The organism is Streptococcus sp. ALY_211 (genome assembly GCF_058314555.1).
In genome coordinates, this window is the sequence record NZ_JBZFUN010000005.1 from 111,911 (window position 1) to 135,936 (window position 24,026).

The window sequence follows — 24,026 nt, forward strand, 5'->3', positions numbered from 1 at the left end:
TCATCCTCTCTAATCTACAGTGACTTAGCGTAATCTCTAGCGAAGTCCAAAATAGCTTGTCTGTCATTGTTTAGTTTTCCTTGGACAATGGCGGCTTCGATGGCGGTTAGCAGGTTCCCTAAAATAGGGCCTGGCTTGAGATCTAATGCTTGCATCAGATCACTGCCATTGACCAAAATATCACTCTTATCATGAATAGCCAACTCTTGATCCAACTGCTGGATACGTGCTTCATCTGTCGACAGTCCTTGGAAGGCACGCAAACGTTCTGCTACTTGTGCCAAATCTTTACCGTGATGATAGATACTCTCCTTATCATGCTGGTTTTTGAGGCGCAGCTGATAGATAGCTATGATCTGGCTGACGGTTCGCTGGAGTTGAGTCGAAGTCTTCCATTTTTTGAGAAATTGACCAGCCTGCGTTGTCCCCAGTGCTAAGAGAAGAGCTGCCCAAGCTTGTTCGCTGCTTGCAAAAGTAATATGATCTCCGTAGCTTTCAATAAAGTTAGTCAAGCCCGCCTTAGCGTTTGCTAGCTCTGGTAGATACTGATAAGCCTTGCTTGCTAGCAGAGCCTCGATCCCCTTTTTCCAATAGGGAGCAAGGAGTAGCTTGTCAAACTCAATAAAGATCCGCTCTACCGAAATTTTCTCTAAAAGAGGGGCATGGGAAGCCATAGCAGCAAAAGTCTTGTCCTCAATATCAAAGTCAAGGACAGCTGCAAAACGTAGGCCCCGCATAATCCGCAGGGCATCCTCACTAAAGCGTTCCTCAGCTACTCCTACGGCTCGCAAGACACGCTGATTCAAATCTGCCAGACCATCAAAAAGGTCAATCACCTGAGCATCCTCATCTAGGGCAAAGGCATTGATGGTGAAATCTCGGCGCTTAAGATCTTCCTCTAGGGAACGAACAAAAGAGACACTGGAGGGCCTGCGAAAGTCAACATAGACATCCTCTGTTCGAAAGGTGGTCACTTCATACTCGCCACCGTTTTCAAGCACGAGAACTGTGCCATGCTCGATCCCAATATCTACCGTCCGGTCAAAAATTTTCTTGGTCTCTTGGGGATAAGAGCTGGTTGCGATGTCTACATCATGAATAGGGCGCTCCAGCAAGGCATCACGGACAGAGCCTCCCACATAATAAGCTTCAAAGCCAGCTTTTTTTATCTTCTCTAATACTGGTAAAGCCTCCTGAAACTCAGAAGGCAACTGTTTTAATTTCATAGTAATTGCTCTAACCCGTAAACAAGTTCCTTGCGTTTGACAACTTCTTTGATCCCAAGATTGACACCACTCATGAAAGAGGAGCGGTCATAGGAATCATGGCGCAGGGTCAGACCTTCACCTTGAGCGCCAAAGATAACCTCTTGGTGAGCGACCAATCCTGGTAAGCGCACGGAGTGGATACGCATGCCATCAAACTCTGCTCCACGTGCGCCAGGGAGACTCTCACTCTCATCTGCAGCCCCTTGTGGCTTAGATCCACGAACCTCACGTATCAACTCTGCTGTCTTAATAGCAGTTCCGCTCGGTGCATCTTTTTTCTGATCATGGTGAAGCTCGATGATCTCTAGGTTAGGGAAGTATTTTGCGGCCTTGGCTGCAAACTCCATGAGAAGAATAGCCCCGATTGCGAAGTTAGGCGCAATCAAGCCACCCAAGCCCTTGCTTTGTGAAAGCGCCACGAGCTCAGCGATTTGTTCTTCTGTAAAACCTGTCGTTCCTACTACTGGGGCAAAACCGTTCTCAAGGGCAAAGCGGGTATTTTCATAAGCTACAGCTGGTGTGGTAAAATCTACCCAAACCTGAGCATCCAGTCCTGCCAAATCAGCCTTATCAGTATAGACAGGAACACCGTCAACCTCAGTTTCTGTGGCAAAGGGATCCAGCAATCCTGCCAGTTCGAGCTCACTATCACTCTTGACCATTTCTACAGCTGTCGAGCCCATACGCCCCCTATAACCAGCTACAATAACTTTGATACGCATGCGATTATCCTCCTTCTTGATGATTGGGAACCAGTCACTATTTCTTTGACTAGTGATTGCTTATGGAATCTGTTTTCCCAGCACCTAGTCACGAAAAAAGGGCACTTTTTCGTGACTAAGTCTATCTAAGACAAAGAGATCCACCACTTGCTGGACCTCTGCCAAAAGATATACAGAAAAAAAGAAATGTCCCAATTACTCACTTTATTCTAAAATTCCAGCATGACACCAGGACGGTCCAAGGCAATTTCAGTCACTTCATAAGTCATACGTTGCAAGGTATCCAACAGAGGACCTGCAAGATCTTGAACCTCTTGCTGTGAAAATTCTTTTGGTTCATTGACCAAGCGATTTTGGATGTGGACCAGCTGAGACACGACACCAGAAATGACAAACTCATCACGAACGATACGAAACTGCAAAACAGAAACGATATGAGTCTCTTGTTTTTCAGCATTTTTGTCCACTAGTTGGAAGGTTACCTCAACATTGGTTTTTGGCTCACCATGCTCTTTTTCCCATTCTAAATTGCGGGCATCGTAGTGGTATTGATTGACAAAGACTTGCTCACGTGTTAAATCCATTGTTTTATTACTCTCCTCTTAATGATGAACTTCATCTGAAATATGGCTTTAATTATAGCATATATATGCCAGATCATAAAGCCCCATCTTCTTAGCATTCAGGGCTTATTAAAACTTCTTTTGCGGATGACGCTGGACGATTTCCTGATGTTTGGCTAACATTTTTTGACCTTGATCAGTCAGTTGGTAGCCTCTTAGGTCATATAAATTTGCTAAGTCCTGCTCCTTGAAACTTGTCTGCATGGCTTGATCCAGCTCACTGCGCTTCATTTTAGAAAGTCCTTTGACTCCTTTAGCTCTTAGAAAATCTTTGAGATCCCCAGCGGATAAAAATCTGAGAGACTCAAAGGCAGACTGAATACGCACATAGCCTTGCTCAATCAACCACTCCAACTCTTTCTGAGCATCGATACCATAGCTAGTATAAAAATACTTATGATGAGGGTGCTGGGTATGATAAGTACCAAAACCGATCCGCCACAGCATGATGATGTGACCCGGCAGAAGTCCTTCTGAAGTTCTCTCCATATTTCGTTTAGGGATTGGTTTTTTCGTCAACTCCTCTGCAAATTGGGGAGCAATATAGGGCATTTCAGCATGTTGCTGATAGATCTCTTTAATAATCTTCATAGGTCTAGTATAGCATAGTCTCTCTGTCCTTTCGATAAAAATGTTCCCTACGCCCTGTGTCCCTGCTCATTATATATAAAAAATCCGAGTCCATTATGAGTACTCGGATACTGTATTGATTTCTAATAATCTTTCAGGGTGATATATTTTGATGGAACCTTCTTGTAGATGATCTGTGAATTTTTTTTGCCTTGGTTATCGAAAGTCTCGATGATCAGATCCCCTTCTTCCAAGCGATACTTGGTTGTTATGACAGTACCGTAGTTATCGATCAATTCATTTATCTTATTATATGCCCCGTCACTGTCTTGCTTACCAAAATACTCTCTTAGTTCCTTAGCATAGTCTTTAGTGGCATAGCTATTGACAATCTCTCTGGTAAAAGGATTAATACGTTGGTCTTGCTTTAGAGGCTGGGTAGCTGTGTAAGTCTTTTTCTTTTGATCCTTATCATCTTGATCTAGACCATAACGGGTCAAACTGCCATCCTTGATCACGAAAAGGGTATCATCGGAACTGTCGAATTTCTCCCACTTCTCTGTAACATAGTTGTACTCTTTGCCATCAAACTCCTGCCAGTAGCCATTTTCAACACGCCCGCCTAGGAAGCGTAGGGCTATCACAATCGCTAAGACCACTACTCCTAAGGCTATCATGAGTGCACCCAAGACACGATACCTTCTCGCACCTGTGCTTGTCTGTCTCTTTGCCATAAGTCACTCCTCTAATACTTTAATTTGATATCTTTTGTCTGGTCAATCTTCTTATAGGTTGTCTTTCCTATAATGGTGCCATCCTGATAGTAGCCGGTCACTGTCAGCTTATCTCCAGAAACCCTATAGACATAGTAAGATTTACGAGAAACGATATCGAACGTCCATGAACTAATCATATCCTCATCTATATCATCACTATACCAGAACGCACTGGCTATCTTGTTGGTAGGAAGATTATTGGTGACTCGATGACTAAAGGCATTGTACCGATCCCCATTTCTTAGTGTCCTCCCAACAGGGTAGTAACCGTCGTCCTGCTCCGTATAGAGGTTGCTGACTTGCTTTTTGATCACCATGATCTGTTTATAATCCTTGGTGACTCCATTTTTTTCCCATTTGTTTCTTGCATAGTCGTAGTTTTGTGATGACTGCAACTGCCAGTAACCATCAACCTGACCGCTCATATAGTGATAAGCACCAAAGCCTAAGAAAATAAACCAATATAGAGCAGATAAAACCACAAGAGCCACGACTAAGGGCTTACGCCTATTGGTAGAACTTGCTGGCCTCACTGGTGTTGATAGCTGGGCAGCTACTGCTTGCTGTGCCATACTTGTACCTCCATTGTTACTAGTTAATATTCTATCATAGTTCCACCGAATTCCCCCAGCAAATTTCCAAATTTTATATTTTCCAAATTTGGTTTTTAGATACTTTATATAGTATTGAGATACTTATTCGTTAATTAATTGTATTTTCTCGCTCATTCTTAAGAGATGACGATGCTAAGTTTAGGTATTGCTCTTTTGACAGATAAATAGAGGTTGCCTTTTAACAACCTCTATTTCTAATCATTTCAGTCTAGTTCAGTCCCATTGCTGGCTATGACTTGTTTGTACCAACGGAAGGATTTTTTCTTAGAGCGTTTGAGAGTGCCCTGACCCTTGTTATCACGATCGACATAGATAAAGCCATAGCGCTTTTTCATTTCACCTGTACCAGCAGAGACTAGGTCAATGCAACCCCAAGTCGTGTAGCCCCAAAGTTCCACACCGTCTTCGTTGATGGCTTGACCCATAGTTTTAATATGTTCACGCAGATAGTCGATACGATAATCATCTTGGATATGGCCATTTTCATCTGGTGTATCGACTGCTCCGAGACCATTCTCTACAATGAATAAGGGTTTTTGATAACGATCCCAAATGGTATTAAGGGTAATACGGAGGCCTAGAGGATCGATTTGCCAACCCCACTCTGAAGACTCTAGATAAGGATTTTTCAGGGAAGCAAAGATATTACCTGCTGTCTTGTCTACTAGATTAGGATCAGCAGAGGACACACGGCTTGAATAGTATGAAAATGAGATAAAATCAACCGTATGAGCCTTGAGGAGGTCGAGATCTTCCTGAGTCATCTCAATAGACAGACTCAGACGCTCAAATTTCTTCTTAGCATAGTTAGGATACTCACCTCGTGCTTGGACATCGATAAAGAAGTAATTTTCACGGTCATCTTGCATGGCTTTCCAGTAATCTTTGGGATTAGCAGTGTTGGGATAGTATTGCCCTGCTGCTAGCATACAGCCAACCTTATTTTCAGGATCGACTTCGTGAGCGATCTTGGTGGCTAGGGCAGATGCAACCAGCTCATGGTGGGCTGCTTGATACTTGACTTGCTCTTCATTTTCGCCTTCCTCAAAGTAAAGTCCCGCTCCCATAAATGGAGCATGAAGAATCATATTGATCTCATTGAAGGTTAGCCAGTACTTGACCAAGCCCTTGTAACGCTTAAAGAGGGTTTGACAGAGACGCTCATAAAAGGTAATCATCTTGCGATTACGCCAACCACCATAGTGCTCGATCAAATACATCGGGCAGTCAAAGTGAGTGATCGTCACCAAGGGTTCAATCCCGTATTTGTGGCATTCCTTGAAAACATTTTCGTAAAATTGAAGCCCTTCCTCATTTGGTTCAAGTTCGTCTCCCTTAGGGAAAATACGACTCCAACCGATAGACATACGAAAAGTCTTGAAGCCCATCTCAGCAAAGAGAGCAATATCTTCCTTATAACGGTGGTAAAAATCAATAGACTCCTTGGCTGGATAGAAATAGCCCTCTTCAAAATCAACCATCTTCTTTTTCCCAGCAATAATAGGGAAACGATCCTCACCAATCGGTACTACATCAACGTTAGCTAGACCACGCCCACCTTCATTATAGGCCCCTTCACATTGATTGGCTGCTGTCGCACCACCCCACAGAAATCCTTCTGGAAAAGCTTGATACTTTGTCATCTTATACTCCTTCATTAAATTTTTCTACAGTATAACACGATAAACTGCATAAAACTAAGCCTATCCTAGGAAAAACTGATACTATCCCACATTTGGGATAGGTTGAAAGTGAGACAAAAATCAATCATTCAAAAGAATTGATTTCTCTATGCTTGCTTTCTTTTTTGGCTAAGACGAATCGGTTAATTTGTAGAAGGAAGGGCAGTCACTTTCGCCCAGCCATCAGCATAGCAAGCATAAAATGTTGGTGCTGATACATGGTGTGACTTACCAGTGTCATACAGACAGTTACAAACAAAAAATAAGTCCGGAAGATTGTCATGCAGGGTCATGATTTCTCTACTCAGGCGGTTTTTCGCAAACAGACGCTTCATGAGTCGTGCTGACATCCAAGTAGGTAGGCGATAAGGTAGAAGTTCTTGGCGATAATGACTCAAATCTACACCTCTACTCTCTACTATCTTAGATGTCTCACGGATAGCTTTAATAGCTTGGGAGAGTATCTGTGCAGAATTCATCATTGTCTCAGCAGCTCTACTTGGATTTTCATGATTGGCATGGCAGACTGCTACCGAGATGACACCAGCATTGATAGCCATGTGCAGCCAAATCCATTCCAGCATATCATAGGGCTGTTCCAGTTTAATTTGGCAATCCATGAAAATCTGCACTAACTGCTCATAATTAGGAAGGGCTGCTTTTTCCTTTCTTTCTAACATGAAATGATCAAAGACACAGGCCGTCAGCTTATTGTCCCTGATATTGCCGCCAGCAACTGGATACCCTAAAATATAAGGACGCCCCTTCACCAGATTGTCAATATAAGCACGGTCTTCCCAAATGCCGCAGGCTAGAATTAAGGTGCCAGAAATACCATCTGCCTCTAAACCTTCAAGGATAGAAGCAAGGCCGCCTGACGGAACACTGACAAAGATGAAATCATAGGCCTTACTAGAACAGTGCTCTACCTGATAAACATCACTGCTTTGAACACCATTTTTTTCAACTCGGCCGTCTAAAAGCTCAATGTCTAACTCTTGGATACCAGCTCTTCTGCTATTTTTTCTAATAAGATGTTCTACCTCATGACCTGCTTCTTTAAACAAATAAGCATAGCTCGTCCCAATAACACCTAAACCAACCACTAAAATTTTCACTGTGAAACTTCCTTTCTGCTGTTTTTTCTAACCAGTAAATACCATAGCAAGACCAAAATAAAAGATAAGATTTGTGCAATGGCGATTCTGACAAACATCAGCTCATCTGCACCCCTATCAGATAGGGTATGGACGATATTGATCAAAAAGTTATTGGTAAAATGATGAGACATAGCCATATAAAGACTTCCTGACAGTCTGGTCATGAGTGCAAACTTAAATCCTACCATGGCAGAGGTAACAACCAGCATCAGCGCATTCAGTGTAAAACTTGAAAAATTCATATCTCCATCAAAGTAACTGCGCAGCGGCCCCACTAAATGCCACAGGCCAAAAAGTGTTGAGGAGCAGACGGCTGCGGTTATAAAACTGTATTTCTGCTCAAAAAGTTTTTGAAACAGCCCGCGAAAAGCTCCTTCCTCCATGATGACATTGATGACATTTCCTACAAAGCAGATGAGAAAGAAGATTAGACCGGTTTCTCTGCCAACGTTCTTATCCACAGCATAAGCACTAACATAGACATCCAATCCTTGAAATGTGCCCTGACTCACAAGCAACAGGATTTCCGCACCATAAGCCAGCACAAAAACGACAAGGCCAAAAAGCAGTCCATTCCAAGTGTTTTTGAGGAAACCTCCTTGCCTAAAACCTATCTCCTGCCAAGTGAGCTGAAAAAATTTGAGAGCTGCATAGATGACTGCGATTCCTAATAGTTTGTGCACAAAGGCTTCGTTCCAGAAGGTTTGGTCTGTCCGTAAAATAAAATAGTCAAAGAGATGCAAACCATAGCAGAGCAAGTAAATAGTCAAGACTGCTACCTCGATTTTTTTGCTTTTAGGTAACATAGATCCTCCTTACACTAAGATACAAAGCCGTTAAACGCTCCAAAGAAAAATAGGAAACCTAACGATGAATCATTAAAGATTCAAGGAAGGTGTGTCTTTTTTCATAGGAGTGTAGGCGTATTCAATTAACGACGGTTTTTGATCAATACATTAATTTCACGCGCTTCCTGACTGAGATCAAAGAGATCCAAGACTTGTGAAATCATATAAACAGCAAATCCAATGAGAATGAGCATCAAGGGCTGATTCCAGTGAAAGAGCCAGCCCAGTCCTATGATCAGTCCTTCAATCGTTATCATTTCCACGAATACTTGTAGCCTAAAAGAACGCCACTCTAGCTGACGGATCACTAATATAATAAGCTGAATGACACCATTCAGAAAAAAGACCTGAAAAATACTCACCAGCAAAAGCCACTCTGCCTTCAAATACAAGGCAGCTAGCGTTAATAAAAGCAAGGATACGCCCGTCGTGGCAAAGACATTAACCAACCATTTTTTCATTTTGACTCACCTCCTCTTAAGGCTTCTTTAACAGCCTGTAAATAACTGCGATTGACGATCAGTTTCTCTCCGTTATCTAAAGTCGCCTCCATGCGGCTGTTAAAGAGTGGACGCATACTTGCCAGACGATCGATATTAAGCAGGCAGGACTTGCTGATTTGGACAAAGCCATATCCTTCCAGCTCAGCATTCAGCTGATAGAGACGGGATTCGGACTGATAGATAGCCTGATTGAGGTAGATGAAGGTCTTTTTGTCAACGCTCTCTATATAGTAAATATCAGATAGATTGACTAAGTATTCCTCTCCATCCAAATGGCAGGGCAACTGTTTATCCACTGTCTCCAAAAAGCGTAGAATGCGAGTGATTCGTTCATCTTTTTGGCTGTAAGACAGAGTAATTTCCAGATCCTTATAAGAAAAATCTTGTTTTATTGTTACTTTCATAGTTCACCTTTGCCTCATTATAGCATAGCTTCAATGACAAAAAAGCTCCTATTGACCAAGATACAACAATAAGAGACTAAGATACAGATGACTGCTCATCAAACGTGTAGAGGAAGTAAAAAATTTTTCTTCCCATCATGGTCAGTTATTAGTAACACTCATCCTAAAATTACTTACCAGCGCTGTCAGAGATGAATGACCTACAAAAAACGTCCATGAGCATTTGAGCTAATGGACGAAGAGCTTCTACGATGATTGCTTTATAGCGTTTATCTATCCGGCATAGTCTGCTAGCTCATCAAACATCAGCTTGGTCGATTCCAAACCGCCGCCTGAGAGGTACCAGAGATCAGAGGTCAAGGTGATAATCCGGTTATTCTTACCTGCCTTGGTATTTTTAATCAGTGATTGATCCAAAACATCTGAATTTTTAGTGTCATCTCCCCCAATCGCTAGGGTGCGATCCACGACAAAGATGGTATCTGGATTAGCCTGAGAGATAGACTCAAAACTAAGCTCTTGACCATGACTGCCGCCTTGTTTACCAGAATCCCGCTTTTGAGCATCTTTTTTACCTGATTCGCCTTGGGATTCTTTGATGTCAAGGCTGGTCGGCTGAAAGCCTAAGGTTTGGTAAACAAAGCCATAACGTCCTTGCTTCCCTAATCCTGCTAGACTACCTTCATTGAGCATGAGCATGAGCGTCGTCTTATCCGTGTTCTTGTTGGCTGATTGAACCTTCTTCACCGTTTTATCAATTTTATTTAGCTTGGTTTTAGCTGTCTGCACTGCTTTATCGCCAAAGAGACTAGCCAGGGTTTTGATATTCTTTTGGACAGAGACCCAGTAATCATTGGCTTGACTTTCAAAGTAGACAGTCGGAGCAATCTCTTCAAAGTCCTTTAGTTGTCCCTGAGTACGTCCTGAGGCAATAATCAAATCAGGTTCTAGTTCTGCAATCTTTTCACTATTGACTTCTTTTAGGTTACCAACGGACGTGATTGATTTGTTTTTTCCCATGTCTTTCAGGTAAGCAGGCAGGGACTGGGAAGGAAGCCCAACGATGCGATTTTCATAGCCAAGTTCACGCAGAGTATCTGCCATACCAAGATCTAAAACAACGATCTTTTTAGGATTTTTTGGTACTGTTACCGTTCCATTAGCAGCAGTAATTTTCATTTGGCTGTCGCTATTTTTTTGATTTTTAGCCTGTCCACAAGCTACTAGTAATAGTGAAGCTAGGAGGACGACGGTAAAGCTTAATAGTTTTTTCATTGATTGATTCCTTTCATTAACTATAGAGGCAAAGTTTTTTACCATTTACTTCAACAATGCTAAGTGGGATATCGTAGAGCTGGGTAAGAATTGACTCGGTCATAACCTGATTAGGGGTTCCTCGGCAAAAGACCGTCCCATTCTTAAATGCCACCATCTGATCGACGAATTGACTAGCCATATTGATATCATGGATAACGATAACCACAGTCTTGCCCAGCTCATCTACCAAACGCCGTAGAATGGTCATCATACCAAGCTCCTGCTTAATGTCTAAATTATTGAGAGGTTCATCCAATAGGATAATATCCGTATCTTGAGCTAAAACCATTGCGATATAGACCCGCTGTAGCTGGCCACCAGACAGGGTATCGATCGGACGGGATCTCAGGTCTCCAAGCTCCATATAATGAATCGCTTGATCAATAGCAGCTTGATCTTCTGCTTTTAGGCGTCCCTTGCTATAGGGAAAGCGTCCAAAGGCTATCAGTTCCTCTACGCTAAACTTGGCTTGAATAGTGATTTTTTGCTTGAGCATGGTCAATTCTTTGGCCAAGGCTTGAGACGGCCAATCTTCTAGCTCTCTGCCTTTGATCAGCACTGCCCCCTTATCCTTAGCCAAGAGCCTGCTCATAATGGCTAAAAGGGTTGATTTCCCAGCACCATTGGGACCGATAAAAGCCGTAAACTGCCCCTGCTCAATGCTGAGATCAACATCCCTTAAAACCTGCTCTTGTCTATAAGATTTATTAACCGCTTGAAGTTGCATCATCGTAAACGCTCCTTATAAAGTAAGTAGAGAAAAACACCGCCACCGATAAGCTCAATTAACATGGACAAGGTCACCTGATAATTCAGTAGACGCTCTAGCAAACTTTGTCCCACCAACAAAATCATAAAGCCTATGAGACTGCCAGCCATAAACAGCCAACCGTGTTCATAGTACTTGAAGACTTGGTAAATCAAATTCACCACCATAAAGCCAAAGAAACTCATAGGGCCAACCATGGCTGTCGAAGCAGCTGTTAAAATCACAACTGCCCACAGCACTTGACGCTGGAGCTTCTCAACATCCACGCCTAATAAAATGGCATTGGTTTTGCCCAGATAAAGTACATTCAAAAGTGGACTCTTGGTCAAAAGAAAGACGACGACGCCACTCACTAAAACAAATACAAAGGCTAAAATATCCGTATTCGCATGCTGCAGGCTAGCAAAGAGCTTACTCTGCAGCTTATCGTACTCATTAGGATCCATGAGAACTTGGAGATAGGTCGCACTGGTGCGAAAAAGCGTGCTCAGTGCCATGCAAATCAGTAGTATTTTTCCAAATCCCTTAGACAGTAAAGATTTGATCATGGGCTGCAAAAGGGCAAATAAAACTAGCTGCAAGCCCAAAACGACCAGAAATTCTACTAGGGGACTGCTGGGCTGAGCCTGAGCTACCCAGTGCCAATAGAAAAAGAGATAGGCCGATTGGATCAGGACATAAAAACTCTCCATACCCAGAACAGCTGGGGTCAAAAAGCGATTGCCGATGACTGTCTGAAAGCTAATAGTCGAAAAGCAAGCTATGATAGCAACCAGAAGATAAGTAAGAAGTTTTTTCAAGCGCAGCTTAAGGAGATAGGAGCCGACAAGGCTCCCTGCAGGAAAGAGATAGGCCAAACTAAGCACAAGCGATAGCATCAGCATGAGACCAAGAATGATCCTTCTTTGCTTACTGCTCATCATAAGTATCTCCTTTCCAAAGCAGGGCGATAAAGAGTATCGCTCCAATCATACCTAGGATTAGGGAGACGGATACCTCATAGGGCCTGATCACTAAACGTGCCAGTATATCACAAGCCAAAACAAGGACTGTCCCACTGGTCGCGACCCAAAAAAGACTATGTTTGAGATGATCGCCTTTATAGCGTCGAACAAGATTAGGAATGATTATTCCGATAAAGGGCAGTTGTCCGACTGTGATCATAGTCGTAGCTGTCGCTAAAGCTACTAACACCAAGCCCAGCGTCTCCATGGTCTCATAAGGCAGGCCTAAGATACGACTGGCATCCTCACCCAAACTCATGATCGAAAAATTCTCCGCTAGGTACCAAATCAAAAGCCAGACAAGTAGATTTAAAAAGAGCCATTCGTACTGGTTGCGCTGGATCATAGTAAAGGATCCTTGGGTCCACGAGGTCATGGACTGTACCAGGTTAAACCGATAGGCTAAAGCCTGCCCCAAAGCTCCGATAATACCACCAAAAATAATCCCTACCAAGGGCAGCTGCCACTTTTCTTTAAGCGTCAAGCGTCTAATAAAGCGAATGAAAAAGAGTGTTGCCAACATAGCCATCCCAAAAGCAAAGAACATCTTTTGGCCCAGACTAGCTTTGGGAAAAATCAGGATAGCTACTAGCATGCCCAACTGTGCAGCTTGAACGGTGCCTGCAGTTGAGGGGGCTGCATAGTGATTCTGAGTCATCGTTTGCATGAGCAGGCCAGCCATACTCATAGCACTAGAGGCTAGCAGGACAGCTAGGGTCCTAGGTAGACGAGATTCAAAAAAGATCTGACGAGCCGCTCCTCTCCCACTTAGCAATCCCGACCAAGAGAACTGGTTACTAGAGCCCAGCCAGAGAGAAAGAATTACTAGAATCAATAACAGAAAGAGCATTCCTTTTTTCTTGCTAGGATAGGCTTTTGAACTTATAATCATACAAGAACTCTAACAAAACCCTCGGAACAGGTCAATATTATTCTAAAATAGGGCTTTTTATTGGAATCATTCCAAATAATTATTAGAATCATTCTAATTAAAATTTATTGTGTCATTAAAATTATGTAAAAATATAAGCTAAAAAATAACCGAGCTCCTAAAGCCCGGTTATCTAGCTTTCAGCTTTATTAGACATTATCTTTTGGCTGACTTAGCACTTCATCAAAATTGACTTCAAACAGCGAGCCTTTATCGGGGACTGATTGGAGTTTGAGATCTGCATGGTGGAGATCAGCCACTTTTTTGACCAAGGTCAAGCCGATACCAATGCCCGATGATTCACTGCGATGGCGGGCACCATCCACTTGATAAAAACGATCCCAGATCTTATCTTGCACATCTTGTGGAATACCTGGGCCATTATCAGCGACACCAAGAGAGAGCTTTCTGCCACGTTTATTAAGGGTGACCACAACTTCATCTTTGGTAAATTTCATGGCATTTGATAGAAGGTTGTCTATTAATTGGGTGATCATGATAGGATCCCCGGCTATATAGAGATCTGCAGTGATGTATGACTCCAAATGGACAGCTGCATCAGCAAAGAGCCTATGGCGGTCCTGAACCATCTGCTTGACTAATGCTGAGAGATTGAGCTGCTCTACCTCTAGGACATCGTCTTTTTCTGAGCGTGCGAGACTCAGGATTCTACCAACCATATCACGCATGCCTAAGGCCTGACGACGAATAATTCCAAAAGATTCCTTGGACTCCTCTAAGTCGCTTGCATACCTTTGGCCATACTCGCTCTCAGAAAGAATGACAGATACAGGCGTGCGCAATTCGTGGGATACGTCATTAGTCAGCTGCTTTTCACGCTGAAAAGAGTCCTCAATCGATCCCAGCATGGTGTTGATTACCTCAGCTAGATCGGTCAATTCATCCCCCTTATCTGCTGCAAGCACCCGCTTGCTATAGTCAGCTTCTGATGTGATGGCCTCTGCTGTATCGGTGATAGCTTTGACTGGCTTGAAGGCATTCTTCAGAATAAAGTAGCCGCCTGCAAGAACCAAAAACATCATCACAGGAAGACCAATCAAGAGAACGATCAGCATGGTGACCAGATCTTCATCCATCTGATGTTTAGGATGCATAGCCCGTATCCACTTATCTGTTCCCTTGATGGGGATGTCTTTTACCATATAGGAGACCTCTTTAGCCTTTTGCTCCCTTGGTTCTGGGCCTTGATTTTGTGCCTTCCCCTGGTCAAATCCCTCAGGGAAACTTCCCTTTAGGAGCTTGCCATCCCTGTCATAGACTGCAAAATAATTGCCATCATCATAGGTTTCAAACTCTTGATCATAGGCATCAGCCATCTCCCTGACACTCTCTTCAAATTCACGTGCTCCAGCATTCTCAGAGATTCGTGTGCTGACAAAGAAAGCGCCGACCATGATAGCTACCGTCAAGAGCAGGATAAAAAAGCTGTACCAAAGTGTCACACGCTTGACGATACTATGATTGGCACCGAATTTTAGCTTATTATTTCTTAGGAATGACATAGCCTGCCCCCCTCTTTGTCTTGATCAGGGAATCCTTGGGGTCGGTATCAAGTTTGCGACGCAAATTTTTGATTAAAACCTCAATGATATTGGATTCTCCCATATAATCAAAATCCCAGACATGCTCGCGAATCTGCTCTTTTGACAGTAGCTGGCCTTGATTTTGAGCGAGATAGGCAAAGAGCTGATATTCCTTAGCTGTCAAATCCACAGGAACCTCATTGAGGTAGACTTGCTGGCTGGACAAGTCTATCTCGACAGCTCCAAGCTGAATACGGCTGGTCGCTATATCAGAAGATCGCCGACGCAGGATGGCTCGGATTCTGGCTAAGAGCTCATCAAACTCAAAAGGTTTAACGAGATAGTCATCAGCCCCAGCATCCAATCCAGCGATTTTATCGGATAGTGCATCCCTAGCGGTCAGCATCAGCACTGGCAGAGTCGCATTTGACCGCCGCAGCTCTTGTAAGAAGGACATACCATCCATAACCGGCATCATCATATCTAAAATAATCAGGTCGTACTGGGTAACCGCTACAAACTCCAAGGCTTGCTGACCATCAAAGGCCCTATCAGAGCTGTAGCCCTTGGCTTTTAAAAGCTTGACCATACTATTGCTTAGGTCCTGATCATCTTCGACGATAAGTAATTTCATTTTCCTCTCCCTCTGCTTAACTTTCTTAATTATACCATAAAATATTACACGATTTAGCTCAGGGAACTTTCACACCCTTTGTGAAAAGCAGATTTGCCCATAGGGGCTTGCCTACACACAAAAGAGCCTGAGGCAAAAGTTCAGACTCATTAGTATTATTCTAGATTTACCAGATAGACTAGTCCTCAGCATCAAAGTCAGAGCTTTGAGTAATATCGCTGATAAATTCAGCCTTATCAGCATCAAATTGGGACTGAGTGAGGGTCGTATCATCCAGAGTTTCCACCTCGTATACCAACTGGTTAGACGAGTTATGCTCCAGAGAAACAGATAAGACCTGTGCGTCCCCATATTTTTCCTTAACAGCCTTCAAAAGGGTGGACATCTCAGCCTTGGGTTTGGTAGTATCCTCAGCGTCGTTATCATTGTCGTAATCTGTCTCACTAGCTAGGATCTTACTCGTATTAGCATTGATCTGATAGCTGATCTCCTTTTGACCCTGACGAATAGTCACCTCATAATAAGGGGACTGACGGTCTGACTCTAGATCAATATCGGTGATATAGCCAGAGCCAGCTTCTTTCAAGGCTAGCTCTGCTGCCTTAGCCATGTCAATCTTAGTTGATACGGATTGCTTAGATCTTGGAGCGATACGAGATTTCTGATCAAGCTGGTGGATTTCTGCAGTCTCTTCAATTCTATCTTCCAGTTGATCTGCTCGATGCGCTAAATAATAGCCGCCAGCACCGGCTAAGGCGCCTAGCCCCAGTATTCCTAAGACTGCTAGCACTAAGACACGACGGTTGCCAATCTTGTCCAACCAGGTTTTCTTTTGGGGTTGTTGACTTTGCGAGACCAATTCAGCCACTTTTTCTTGATCAGATGGCTGCTGGTCAACATTTTTCTCTTGATTCACGTCATCTTGTGACATTGAAAACACCTCTTTTCTAACACCATTATCGACTGGTATATGACTAGGATACTAGAGAAAAATGAATAGAAAATGAATGCAAAGAAAAAAGAATAGGGCAGCTATCCATCATTCGTTCGTTAGTCCTGAAGGGTCTGGTAGTTTGTCCTACTCTTTTTCTCTTATATTTTTTGCTTATCACTGGTGGGACAGGAAAGGGGATTATCTGCCCAATACTAGACGTCTGGTATAAACAGCCTGTCCTGAATGCATGATAGCATCATCAATGATTGAAGCCAGACGCACACCACGTGTCACAGGAGGCTGATAACTCTCATCAATAATCTCCTCTAGATCAGTCTCATCAATCTCTAGCAGGTATTCACGCACCAAGTCCATAGCCTTCTGATAATAATCCAAGAGCAGCTGACGATCCCTAATAACCACCTTTCTGGCTTCCTGCGGTGTATGCATCCAATCTCTGGTATCACTAGGCAGATCTAAATCAAAACGAGCTTCCCAATCGCTAAAATAAAGCGGTTGATCCCCTTTTAGCTCAGTAATTTGAAAATCCAGCATACGCGCTGTATGCCAAATCAACCAGTTCACAGATTTGATCAAATCTTGAGGCATTAGGTTAGCTTCTTCTATAGACATCTGCTCAAGCGTGTCGAGAAAGCGTTCTTCAGAGCGATTGAGGGTGTCTATCAGTATATCTTTTGTTGTCATACTTATCTCCTTTTCTCCCTACTATATTTAGTAAAACTGCTGCCATTATAGCACGATGCTCTGTAGATGCAAGTTCTAGGCTTTACTACCGCCAGCTAGTTAATGGCCACGCTAAATGCCCTTTCTCTCTCATTGATTAAAGGCTACTACAAGATTGATCCCAATAAAAAAACGACCGCCTAAGCGAGGTCGCATACTTCCTTATCTATCGTATTGGGTTAGATTGTACTGCTTGATCAATGCATTGAGTTTGCTGCCATAGCTGGTATCTGTGGCATAGGTACCAGTCAGAGATTGTGTAGCCTCTTGATAGGTTTTGGCATGGGATCTTCTCACACCGCTGTAGCGCTCATGCTGAAGAAGCGCTGCATAATCCTCCAGAGCATTGACAGGATTGCCATAAGAACGAAATTGGGCATCGATCTGATACAGTTTGCCCGTACCATCATCCTCACTGGTTTTCATGGTGACTGATTGTCCCCTGTAGTCGCCCTTGATCCCAAAGTAATTATAATTAGGAGCTTGACTCAACTCCGAGCGTCCACTGTCTGATTCCAGTACTGCCTGAGCAATCATGACAGAAGCGTAAAGATCATTGTGATCGGCAATATCTTTAGCAACTGGAGCAACTCTTTTGATAAACTCCTTGGTCGAATCGGTGGAATCATAGGTTTTTAGCTCCTTGACATAGGCATCTAAGCGTTTCTGGGCACGGTAATTTTCAACCCCGACCCACACTACAAAAGCGACTAAGATAAGTCCTAACCCTGCAAGGAGACGATTAGCGGTCACTATTTTTTTAAATTTAGTTTTTAACTTAGTCTTTCGCTTCTTCCTTCTTGCCATCGTAATCTAATCTCCTCTAAAACTTCCTTTATTCACTTATAAGATACTTATCCTATCTTAGCTTTTTTGCCGATCAAAGGTCAAGCAAAAACAAAGAGGAAAATAAAATAGACCGAGCAATTCTCAATCACATAGAGGTAAGGAGATGACAAAAAGGGACACTCTTTCTATAGCTTTTCTCGCAACTTGTCATACTCTTCTGCCTGAGAAACCATACCTAGGTAAGTCATTCCTAGGCGTTCTGCCACCTGACTAATGATATGTTCGACAAATTTTAGAACCTTTTCACCCGGAGCGTAGCCCTGTGCCAGTACAGCTGCTTTATGGTTGGGATAGCTGGGATTTTGCCAGTCATTTTCTTCGGCTAGACGCTCTAAAAAGAGCTTCAAAGATCCTGTCATATCAAACCAATAAATAGGTGTAGCAAAGATTATCGTATCATGGCTATGCATTTTTTCCATGATGGTAGCGAGTTGATCCTGGTCAGATATCTGTCCCAGCTGATCTATACGGTAATCATTGAGATGGAGTATTTCAAACGCTCGATCTCCCAGAAGCTCTTGCACCATAGCCACTGTCAACCCCTCACGATTCATGCTACTATTGATGACCAAAATTGACATAAAACCTCCTATAGACCGGCAAAAAATAAGCCAGTCCCTCTTTTTCTCTATCTTAGCTTTTTTAGGAGATTTGATCAAGGCGATGATTCGTCAACACACAGTTTGTGGGACGATAAAAATCGCAGTGGGAGGCTATCTCTCACCAAGGAGATTTCTTCTCTTTTTCCTTAGCCATCTCTTCTTTAATAGCTTGTTGCCTGGCTTCCTCATAGACAGCCTCAACGTCATCATCGTAAGCACGGCGTAGCTGAGCTTTCTGCTCTTCTAACTCATCCATTGTCCTATGAAAATCTGAGCGTTGGTAATCCTCATTGACCTCCATCTGGTTTAGATGACGCATAGAGTCCTCAGGAATATCGCCTTCTAAAATGTCATAAACTTGCTCTTTGAGATGAGTACTCTCATGGAGAAAGTAGTCATAATCATCTTGAGCTTCTTCCATTTTACGATTCAGTGCCCGTTGATCCTCATCGTAGCGATCCTCAATCGCTTGTAATTTTCGCATATCTACCATAACGACACACCTACTTAATAGGATTTCTAAGATCCGGCTTCTGAATAGAGGAGAGGTAACCAGATGCTGCATCTGCTGCCTGACCTTCTAAAGCGCCAGCGATATTAGTCGCATAAGTCGTTTGTGCATAGGTCAGCATCTCCTGGGATAAGGTATCAAGTTTCTTTTGTAAGGCTTCACCTTCCTTATGCAGTTTGTCTACGATACCAGAAACTGCTGCTCTAATCGCTTCACGTTCTTGCTCTTTTATTGCTTCATCAGCTTTACTCATAAAACTCCTTTCGTTTTCACACTTTTTACATTACAGATAGGGCATGGGTAAATTATTGAAATCGTCAGCTCCTTGGGCATCTACTGCTATCAGAGACTGGGCACAGTTGATCAAGCCTTGAGAAAATTGAGACATATTCGCTTGATACTGGGTAACACTGGAGATATCCAGCTCCTTAATGCCATTATCCCAGCGCTCTGCCATGGTCAGAGGCTCCATCAAGGTCTCTTTTTCTGCGTCGGATAAGTGCGTCCCCATATTGGCGATGAGCAGTCGATTGGTTTTAATCAGAATGATCGCAGACGCCTCAGCTCCTGCGATAAGACCAATAGCCTCAGCCACTTTGCCTGAAATATCAGCGTCGGCTACCTGTGTCGCCATATAGAGGAGCTCTGAGCGCAGTAAGATCCGCTGACCATAGTCAGCTGTCCCTTTGATCTTGGCTTGGATATTATCAATATTATCCCGTGACCATTTCAAGGATTTTTCTTTGGTCTCTTGGACAAATGTCTCATAATCCTTTTTGAAATCCTCAATGATCTTTTTTATCTCATCGAGGTGCCTATAAACATTGATGAGATCAATTGAAGTCAATCCAAATTTAGCCCCAATTTCCCCAAATGCTTCAGATTTATCCTTCAAGTCTTTGCTATCTAATTTCCCAATAGCCCCTAAAAATTCTTTAAATTCTTCCGGTGTCATTTTAGTCACAATGTCAATCACACCATCAGATACGTACTCCTTGAGATCTTTGATCGCATTTTTCTCTAGCTTGGCTAGATCTTGACCAGCTGTCAGCAGCTCTGGGTGATAATCTTTTGAAGCTACTAAAATCTCCCCATTACCAGCGATCTGATAAGCTCCGAAGTCATGGGAGGAATGGCCATCCATCATGCTGGTGTATTCCATAGGGACAATGACATTAACTTTTCCCAACTGATCCTCATAGGCTTTATCGCGATTGAGCATACTGACAGGATCAAGCGGATTGACATAGTAGGTGGTCTTATCGCTCAAAGCCTGGATATGTTCTTTACTATAGCCTTCTTTTTCCAAGCTCTTCGTCACATCGGGACCATTGAAGAGGACGATTTCATCAACTTTTTCCAATTCCTTATCCGTCAGACCGGCAGCACCCTGAATGGAAACCATGGTCCCCAAGGAGTGACCGGTGATACTCATCTCAGCATTGGGTGCCTTTTCATTTAACTCTGCAATCTTGGCCTGCATACCTTTAGTTGCATCCTTGGCCTGAGGCACAATCGCATCTTTAAGGGCAAAGGCGGCGTCATTATTGACCCAGTCTTCTGCGTGTTTGAATTTTTCAGGGTGCTTGGGATCAAGTTTCCCAAAGCCATCACTTCCTCGTACAACAAAGTAAGTCTGTTGCGTGTCCTCATTAATCGTTTCCGTATCAGACACATAGTAAGCGTTGTAGCCTGTCTTTTCATTGCTCATCAGACTCTTTTGATAGGTGTTTGTGACATAGGTCCTCTCACGCTCTTGATAACCATTATAGGGATCTGGAGCCTTCTCAGTCTTCGTCTCCTCAACCGTATGTTTTCCTTCATCTGGCTGGAGGTAGACAACACCCTTATTGGGTAGGTCTGTCCCACCGCCTTCTGTAAGATTACCATCCTTATCTCTAGCGTCTTGAGAAAAATCAAATCTAACAGATTTTCCAGAATCGAGAGATTTTTTCTGGGCTCCTGTGAGTTGTTCATATGCAAAGTTCGCTGGTCTATCTCTATAAGCCGATTCTGCTAAAGAGATATGGATATTATCGAAACTCTCTACATTCCAGTTACTCAAACAGGTTCACCTCCTACTTCTACATCATGAAGCATAAACATACCATCCATATCAACAGTACCATCTTCCTTAACAGGGATATCTACTCCCCAACCAGAATCCTCAATATTATTGACACGGCCATAAACACCAATATAAGTACTTGTTTCAAAAAGTCCGCTATCACTCCATCGTACATCCGTCCAGTCTACTTGAACAGACTCTACTTTAGAGCTCTGTGCCTTGACGAAATCTACAATTTCCTGCTCATGCTCTTTAAGATAGGCTAATTGCTTCTGCTTAACTGCTTCTTCATCATCTTGTTCTTGCTTGGCTTCCTGTTGTGATGAGGATGCTACTAGCTCATCACTATTGAAAAAACGTTTGACCTCATCATATTTATCTAAACTCATTACTACTCCTCCTATTCCTAAAATTCCTATAGTAGCTAAACTGATTAACGTAACCTTAGCACTTTTCCTCATAAAGCCTCCTTACTCATATTAGGTGCTGTGCTGTCACCACCGATAAAAACAATACCATTTATTACTCTTACCGCTGGTCACAATAATCCATATTCCCACGCACCACAAAGTAGGTGTGGTGGGTATCTTGATTGATGGTCTCATTTTCAGACAGGTAATAGGCATTGTAGCCCGTATCCTCATCCTCAAGCAAACGGTCTTGATCAGGCTGGAGATAGACAACTCCATCGTCGTTGGGATCGTTAGGATCATAGTACTGACCACCTTGGGTGACTTGACCATCTTTCTTAACATCTTGAGAAAAGTTAAATCTTACTGACTTCCCATCTTGTAATGCCTTCTTTTGTTTTTCAGTTAGTTCACTTTCCGAAAATGAAATAGGTCGTCTAGTATAAGCGCTTTGTGCTAATGACGCATAAATACTGTCAAAATTTTCTAAGTTCCAGCTAGTCATTGATACTCCTTCCTAATTTGAAATCAAATATCATATAAATTATCAGACCCTATAGAGTCCAGTATAGGCATATGGTTTTTGTCCACTGAGAAGTTTAAACTAAAGTTTGTCAAATCACTATCGTTAGCATAACCAAAAATCAACAGCACTTCACCACCACCTTGTGGAGTTCCATTACCAGCAGTTTCAACATCTATGCTATCCCAATCAAATTTTACAGTGGTTATTTCTGGGTTTTGTGATTTAACATAATCTACCATATCTTGCTCATGTTCCTTTAGATAAGCAACTTGCTTTTTCTTAACTGCTTCTTCGTCATCTTGTTCTTGCTTAGCTTCCTGTCGTGATGAGGATGCTACTAGCTCATCACTATTGAAAAAACGTTTGACCTCATCATATTTATCTAAACTCATTACTACTCCTATTCCTAAAATACTTACTGTCGCTAAACTTACCAATGTCACTTTGGTACTTCTTTTCATAAAACCTCCTTCAATAATGTTAGGTGGAAACTGCCACCACCGATGAAGACAATACCACCATTGCCCTTATCGCTGGTCACAATAATCCATATTCCCCCGCACCACAAAGTAGGTGTGGTGAGTATCCTGATTGATGGTCTCATTTTCAGACAAGTAATAGGCATTGTAGCCCGTATCCTCATCCTCCAGCAAATGGTCTTGATCAGGCTGGAGATAGACAATTCCATCGTTGTTGGGATCATTAGGGTCATAGTACTGACCACCTTCTGTAAGATTGCCATCTTTATCTCTAGCTTCTTGAGAAAAATTAAATCTGACAGATTTTCCTGAATCTAATCGTTTACGATTCGCATCACTAAGTTGTTCATAAACAAACCGATTCGGTCTATCCCTATAGGCTGATTCTGCTAGGGAAGCGTAGATATTATTGAAGTCCTCTAAATTCCAATTACTCAAACAGGATCACCTTCTATTCTTATAAAATCTCCCATGGACATTTCATCCATATTGACTGTTCCATCGTCATTAAGCGGAATATCTACTCCCCAGCCAGAATCCTCAATATTATTGACACGACCATATACATTAATATAATATTCTGACTCGAAAAGTCCGCTGTCACTCCATCGTACATCCGTCCAATCTACTTGAACCGACTCTACTTTAGAGCTCTGTGATTTCACAAAATCTATAATTTCCTGCTCATGTTCCTTTAGATAAGCAACTTGCTTCTGCTTAACTGCTTCTTCATCATTTTGTTCTTGTTGTGATGAAGATGCTACTAGCTCATCACTGTTGAAAAAACGTTTGACTTCATCATATTTATCTAAACTCATTATCACTCCTCCTATTCCTAAAACTCCTATAGTAGCTAAACTGATTAATGTAACCTTAGCACTTTTCCTCATAAAGCCTCCTTATAAAACGTTAGGTGTGAACTGTCACCACCGGTAAAGACAACATCATTATTGCCCTTTTGTCAAACCTCTCTAATTTCCAATTACTCAAATGGGATTACCTCCTATTCTAACTTGATTACCGAGAAACATTTCATCCATATTGACGGTTCCATCGTCATTAAGCGGAATATCTACTCCCCAGCCAGAATCCTCAATATTATTGACACGACCATATACATTAATATAATATTCTGACTCAAAAAGCCCACCTTCACTCCATCGTACATCCGTCCAATCTACTTGAACCGACTCTACTTTAGAGCTCTGTAATTTCACAAAATCTATAATTTCCTGCTCATGATCTTTAAGATAAGACAACTGTTTTTTCCTTATAGCCTTTTCTTCTTCCGCTTGCCTTGTCTCATCTTTTTTAATTTCCTGATCTATTTTCTCTCTGATAGAAAGTTGGATATGATTATTAATGGCATTAGCTATTATAAACGTACCTCCTATTCCTCCCAAAACAGCTGCTACTATTAAACTTGATGATATCATTTTAGACTTTTTCCCCATAAAACCTCCTTATTATTTTTATCCTAATGACTCGCCACAGCATGCCAGTGCTCACTAGAACCACAAAGCAAGTCTAGTGA

The 24,026-nt window shown here is 42.5% G+C and carries 30 protein-coding genes; all 30 read right to left on the reverse strand.

From position 1 onward, the window contains the following. Positions 1-14 precede the first annotated feature (14 nt). The 30 genes from AC4HAJ_RS05950 to AC4HAJ_RS06095 all read right to left on the reverse strand — a co-directional run bounded on the left by AC4HAJ_RS05950 (position 15) and on the right by AC4HAJ_RS06095 (position 23,946). A complete protein-coding gene (locus AC4HAJ_RS05950) occupies positions 15-1,226 on the reverse strand; it encodes a CCA tRNA nucleotidyltransferase (protein WP_491079247.1) in 1,212 nt (403 codons plus the stop codon). Continuing rightward, positions 1,223-1,990 carry a 4-hydroxy-tetrahydrodipicolinate reductase gene (gene dapB / locus AC4HAJ_RS05955; protein ID WP_491079248.1) on the reverse strand — a complete coding sequence of 256 codons (768 nt, stop codon included), beginning with the start codon at positions 1,988-1,990 and terminating at the stop codon, positions 1,223-1,225. The genes AC4HAJ_RS05950 and dapB overlap by 4 nt, the downstream gene beginning before the upstream one ends. Positions 1,991-2,199: 209 nt before the next feature. Then, the gene (locus AC4HAJ_RS05960; RefSeq protein WP_491079249.1) at positions 2,200-2,574 is read right to left on the reverse strand and encodes a DUF1149 family protein; all 375 of its coding nucleotides are present in this window, start codon (positions 2,572-2,574) and stop codon (positions 2,200-2,202) included. Positions 2,575-2,682: 108 nt separating this feature from the next. Then, positions 2,683-3,204, reverse strand: coding sequence for a hypothetical protein (locus AC4HAJ_RS05965; RefSeq protein WP_491079250.1), 522 nt, complete (start codon positions 3,202-3,204; stop codon positions 2,683-2,685). Between the two features lie 122 nt (positions 3,205-3,326). Then, positions 3,327-3,917, reverse strand: a complete 591-nt coding sequence (locus AC4HAJ_RS05970) for a hypothetical protein (RefSeq protein ID WP_491079251.1) — start codon at positions 3,915-3,917, stop codon at positions 3,327-3,329. An 11-nt stretch (positions 3,918-3,928) separates the two neighbouring features. Further along, complete coding sequence (locus tag AC4HAJ_RS05975) at positions 3,929-4,531, reverse strand: hypothetical protein (RefSeq protein ID WP_491079252.1); 603 nt, start codon at positions 4,529-4,531, stop codon at positions 3,929-3,931. 245 nt (positions 4,532-4,776) lie between these two features. Continuing rightward, the gene (locus AC4HAJ_RS05980) at positions 4,777-6,216 is read right to left on the reverse strand and encodes a 6-phospho-beta-glucosidase (protein WP_491079253.1); all 1,440 of its coding nucleotides are present in this window, start codon (positions 6,214-6,216) and stop codon (positions 4,777-4,779) included. 182 nt (positions 6,217-6,398) lie between these two features. Beyond that, positions 6,399-7,373, reverse strand: coding sequence for a ketopantoate reductase family protein (locus tag AC4HAJ_RS05985; RefSeq protein WP_491079254.1), 975 nt, complete (start codon positions 7,371-7,373; stop codon positions 6,399-6,401). Further along, positions 7,370-8,221, reverse strand: a complete 852-nt coding sequence (locus AC4HAJ_RS05990; protein WP_491079255.1) for a CPBP family intramembrane glutamic endopeptidase — start codon at positions 8,219-8,221, stop codon at positions 7,370-7,372. Before AC4HAJ_RS05990 ends, AC4HAJ_RS05985 begins: the two co-directional genes overlap by 4 nt. Positions 8,222-8,346: 125 nt before the next feature. Continuing rightward, on the reverse strand, positions 8,347-8,724 hold the full coding sequence (locus AC4HAJ_RS05995; protein WP_491079256.1) for a hypothetical protein: 378 nt from the start codon (positions 8,722-8,724) through the stop codon (positions 8,347-8,349). After that, a complete protein-coding gene (locus tag AC4HAJ_RS06000; protein ID WP_491079257.1) occupies positions 8,721-9,170 on the reverse strand; it encodes a LytTR family DNA-binding domain-containing protein in 450 nt (149 codons plus the stop codon). The genes AC4HAJ_RS05995 and AC4HAJ_RS06000 overlap by 4 nt, the downstream gene beginning before the upstream one ends. 273 nt (positions 9,171-9,443) lie before the next feature. Further along, the gene (locus tag AC4HAJ_RS06005) at positions 9,444-10,445 is read right to left on the reverse strand and encodes a siderophore ABC transporter substrate-binding protein (protein ID WP_491079258.1); all 1,002 of its coding nucleotides are present in this window, start codon (positions 10,443-10,445) and stop codon (positions 9,444-9,446) included. A 16-nt stretch (positions 10,446-10,461) separates the two neighbouring features. Beyond that, complete coding sequence (locus tag AC4HAJ_RS06010) at positions 10,462-11,214, reverse strand: iron ABC transporter ATP-binding protein (RefSeq protein WP_491079288.1); 753 nt, start codon at positions 11,212-11,214, stop codon at positions 10,462-10,464. After that, a complete protein-coding gene (locus tag AC4HAJ_RS06015; protein WP_491079259.1) occupies positions 11,214-12,179 on the reverse strand; it encodes an iron chelate uptake ABC transporter family permease subunit in 966 nt (321 codons plus the stop codon). Before AC4HAJ_RS06015 ends, AC4HAJ_RS06010 begins: the two co-directional genes overlap by 1 nt. After that, a complete protein-coding gene (locus AC4HAJ_RS06020) occupies positions 12,166-13,152 on the reverse strand; it encodes an ABC transporter permease (RefSeq protein ID WP_491079260.1) in 987 nt (328 codons plus the stop codon). The genes AC4HAJ_RS06015 and AC4HAJ_RS06020 overlap by 14 nt, the downstream gene beginning before the upstream one ends. 188 nt (positions 13,153-13,340) lie before the next feature. After that, a complete protein-coding gene (locus AC4HAJ_RS06025) occupies positions 13,341-14,714 on the reverse strand; it encodes a HAMP domain-containing sensor histidine kinase (protein WP_491079261.1) in 1,374 nt (457 codons plus the stop codon). After that, positions 14,695-15,369 (reverse strand): response regulator transcription factor, encoded by a 675-nt coding sequence (locus AC4HAJ_RS06030; protein WP_491079262.1) that lies wholly within the window; start codon positions 15,367-15,369, stop codon positions 14,695-14,697. The genes AC4HAJ_RS06025 and AC4HAJ_RS06030 overlap by 20 nt, the downstream gene beginning before the upstream one ends. Before the next feature lie 178 nt (positions 15,370-15,547). Beyond that, on the reverse strand, positions 15,548-16,300 hold the full coding sequence (locus AC4HAJ_RS06035) for a PepSY domain-containing protein (protein ID WP_491079263.1): 753 nt from the start codon (positions 16,298-16,300) through the stop codon (positions 15,548-15,550). Between the two features lie 201 nt (positions 16,301-16,501). Further along, the gene (locus AC4HAJ_RS06040; RefSeq protein ID WP_491079264.1) at positions 16,502-17,008 is read right to left on the reverse strand and encodes a DinB family protein; all 507 of its coding nucleotides are present in this window, start codon (positions 17,006-17,008) and stop codon (positions 16,502-16,504) included. A gap of 201 nt (positions 17,009-17,209) precedes the next feature. Then, the gene (locus AC4HAJ_RS06045; protein WP_491079265.1) at positions 17,210-17,854 is read right to left on the reverse strand and encodes a glucosaminidase domain-containing protein; all 645 of its coding nucleotides are present in this window, start codon (positions 17,852-17,854) and stop codon (positions 17,210-17,212) included. Positions 17,855-18,021: 167 nt separating this feature from the next. Beyond that, on the reverse strand, positions 18,022-18,477 hold the full coding sequence (locus AC4HAJ_RS06050; protein WP_491079266.1) for a flavodoxin family protein: 456 nt from the start codon (positions 18,475-18,477) through the stop codon (positions 18,022-18,024). Between the two features lie 139 nt (positions 18,478-18,616). After that, positions 18,617-18,991 carry a hypothetical protein gene (locus AC4HAJ_RS06055; protein WP_491079267.1) on the reverse strand — a complete coding sequence of 125 codons (375 nt, stop codon included), beginning with the start codon at positions 18,989-18,991 and terminating at the stop codon, positions 18,617-18,619. A 10-nt stretch (positions 18,992-19,001) separates the two neighbouring features. Then, the gene (locus tag AC4HAJ_RS06060) at positions 19,002-19,262 is read right to left on the reverse strand and encodes a hypothetical protein (RefSeq protein WP_491079268.1); all 261 of its coding nucleotides are present in this window, start codon (positions 19,260-19,262) and stop codon (positions 19,002-19,004) included. A gap of 30 nt (positions 19,263-19,292) precedes the next feature. Further along, positions 19,293-21,074 (reverse strand): cutinase family protein, encoded by a 1,782-nt coding sequence (locus AC4HAJ_RS06065; RefSeq protein ID WP_491079269.1) that lies wholly within the window; start codon positions 21,072-21,074, stop codon positions 19,293-19,295. Then, positions 21,071-21,538, reverse strand: coding sequence for a hypothetical protein (locus tag AC4HAJ_RS06070; protein ID WP_491079270.1), 468 nt, complete (start codon positions 21,536-21,538; stop codon positions 21,071-21,073). The genes AC4HAJ_RS06065 and AC4HAJ_RS06070 overlap by 4 nt, the downstream gene beginning before the upstream one ends. Before the next feature lie 67 nt (positions 21,539-21,605). After that, positions 21,606-21,992, reverse strand: a complete 387-nt coding sequence (locus tag AC4HAJ_RS06075) for a hypothetical protein (protein WP_491079271.1) — start codon at positions 21,990-21,992, stop codon at positions 21,606-21,608. Between the two features lie 23 nt (positions 21,993-22,015). After that, a complete protein-coding gene (locus tag AC4HAJ_RS06080) occupies positions 22,016-22,474 on the reverse strand; it encodes a hypothetical protein (RefSeq protein ID WP_491079272.1) in 459 nt (152 codons plus the stop codon). Between the two features lie 66 nt (positions 22,475-22,540). After that, the gene (locus tag AC4HAJ_RS06085) at positions 22,541-22,930 is read right to left on the reverse strand and encodes a hypothetical protein (RefSeq protein WP_491079273.1); all 390 of its coding nucleotides are present in this window, start codon (positions 22,928-22,930) and stop codon (positions 22,541-22,543) included. Continuing rightward, a complete protein-coding gene (locus AC4HAJ_RS06090; RefSeq protein ID WP_491079274.1) occupies positions 22,927-23,382 on the reverse strand; it encodes a hypothetical protein in 456 nt (151 codons plus the stop codon). The genes AC4HAJ_RS06085 and AC4HAJ_RS06090 overlap by 4 nt, the downstream gene beginning before the upstream one ends. Positions 23,383-23,478: 96 nt before the next feature. Continuing rightward, on the reverse strand, positions 23,479-23,946 hold the full coding sequence (locus AC4HAJ_RS06095) for a hypothetical protein (protein ID WP_491079275.1): 468 nt from the start codon (positions 23,944-23,946) through the stop codon (positions 23,479-23,481). Positions 23,947-24,026 lie beyond the last annotated feature (80 nt).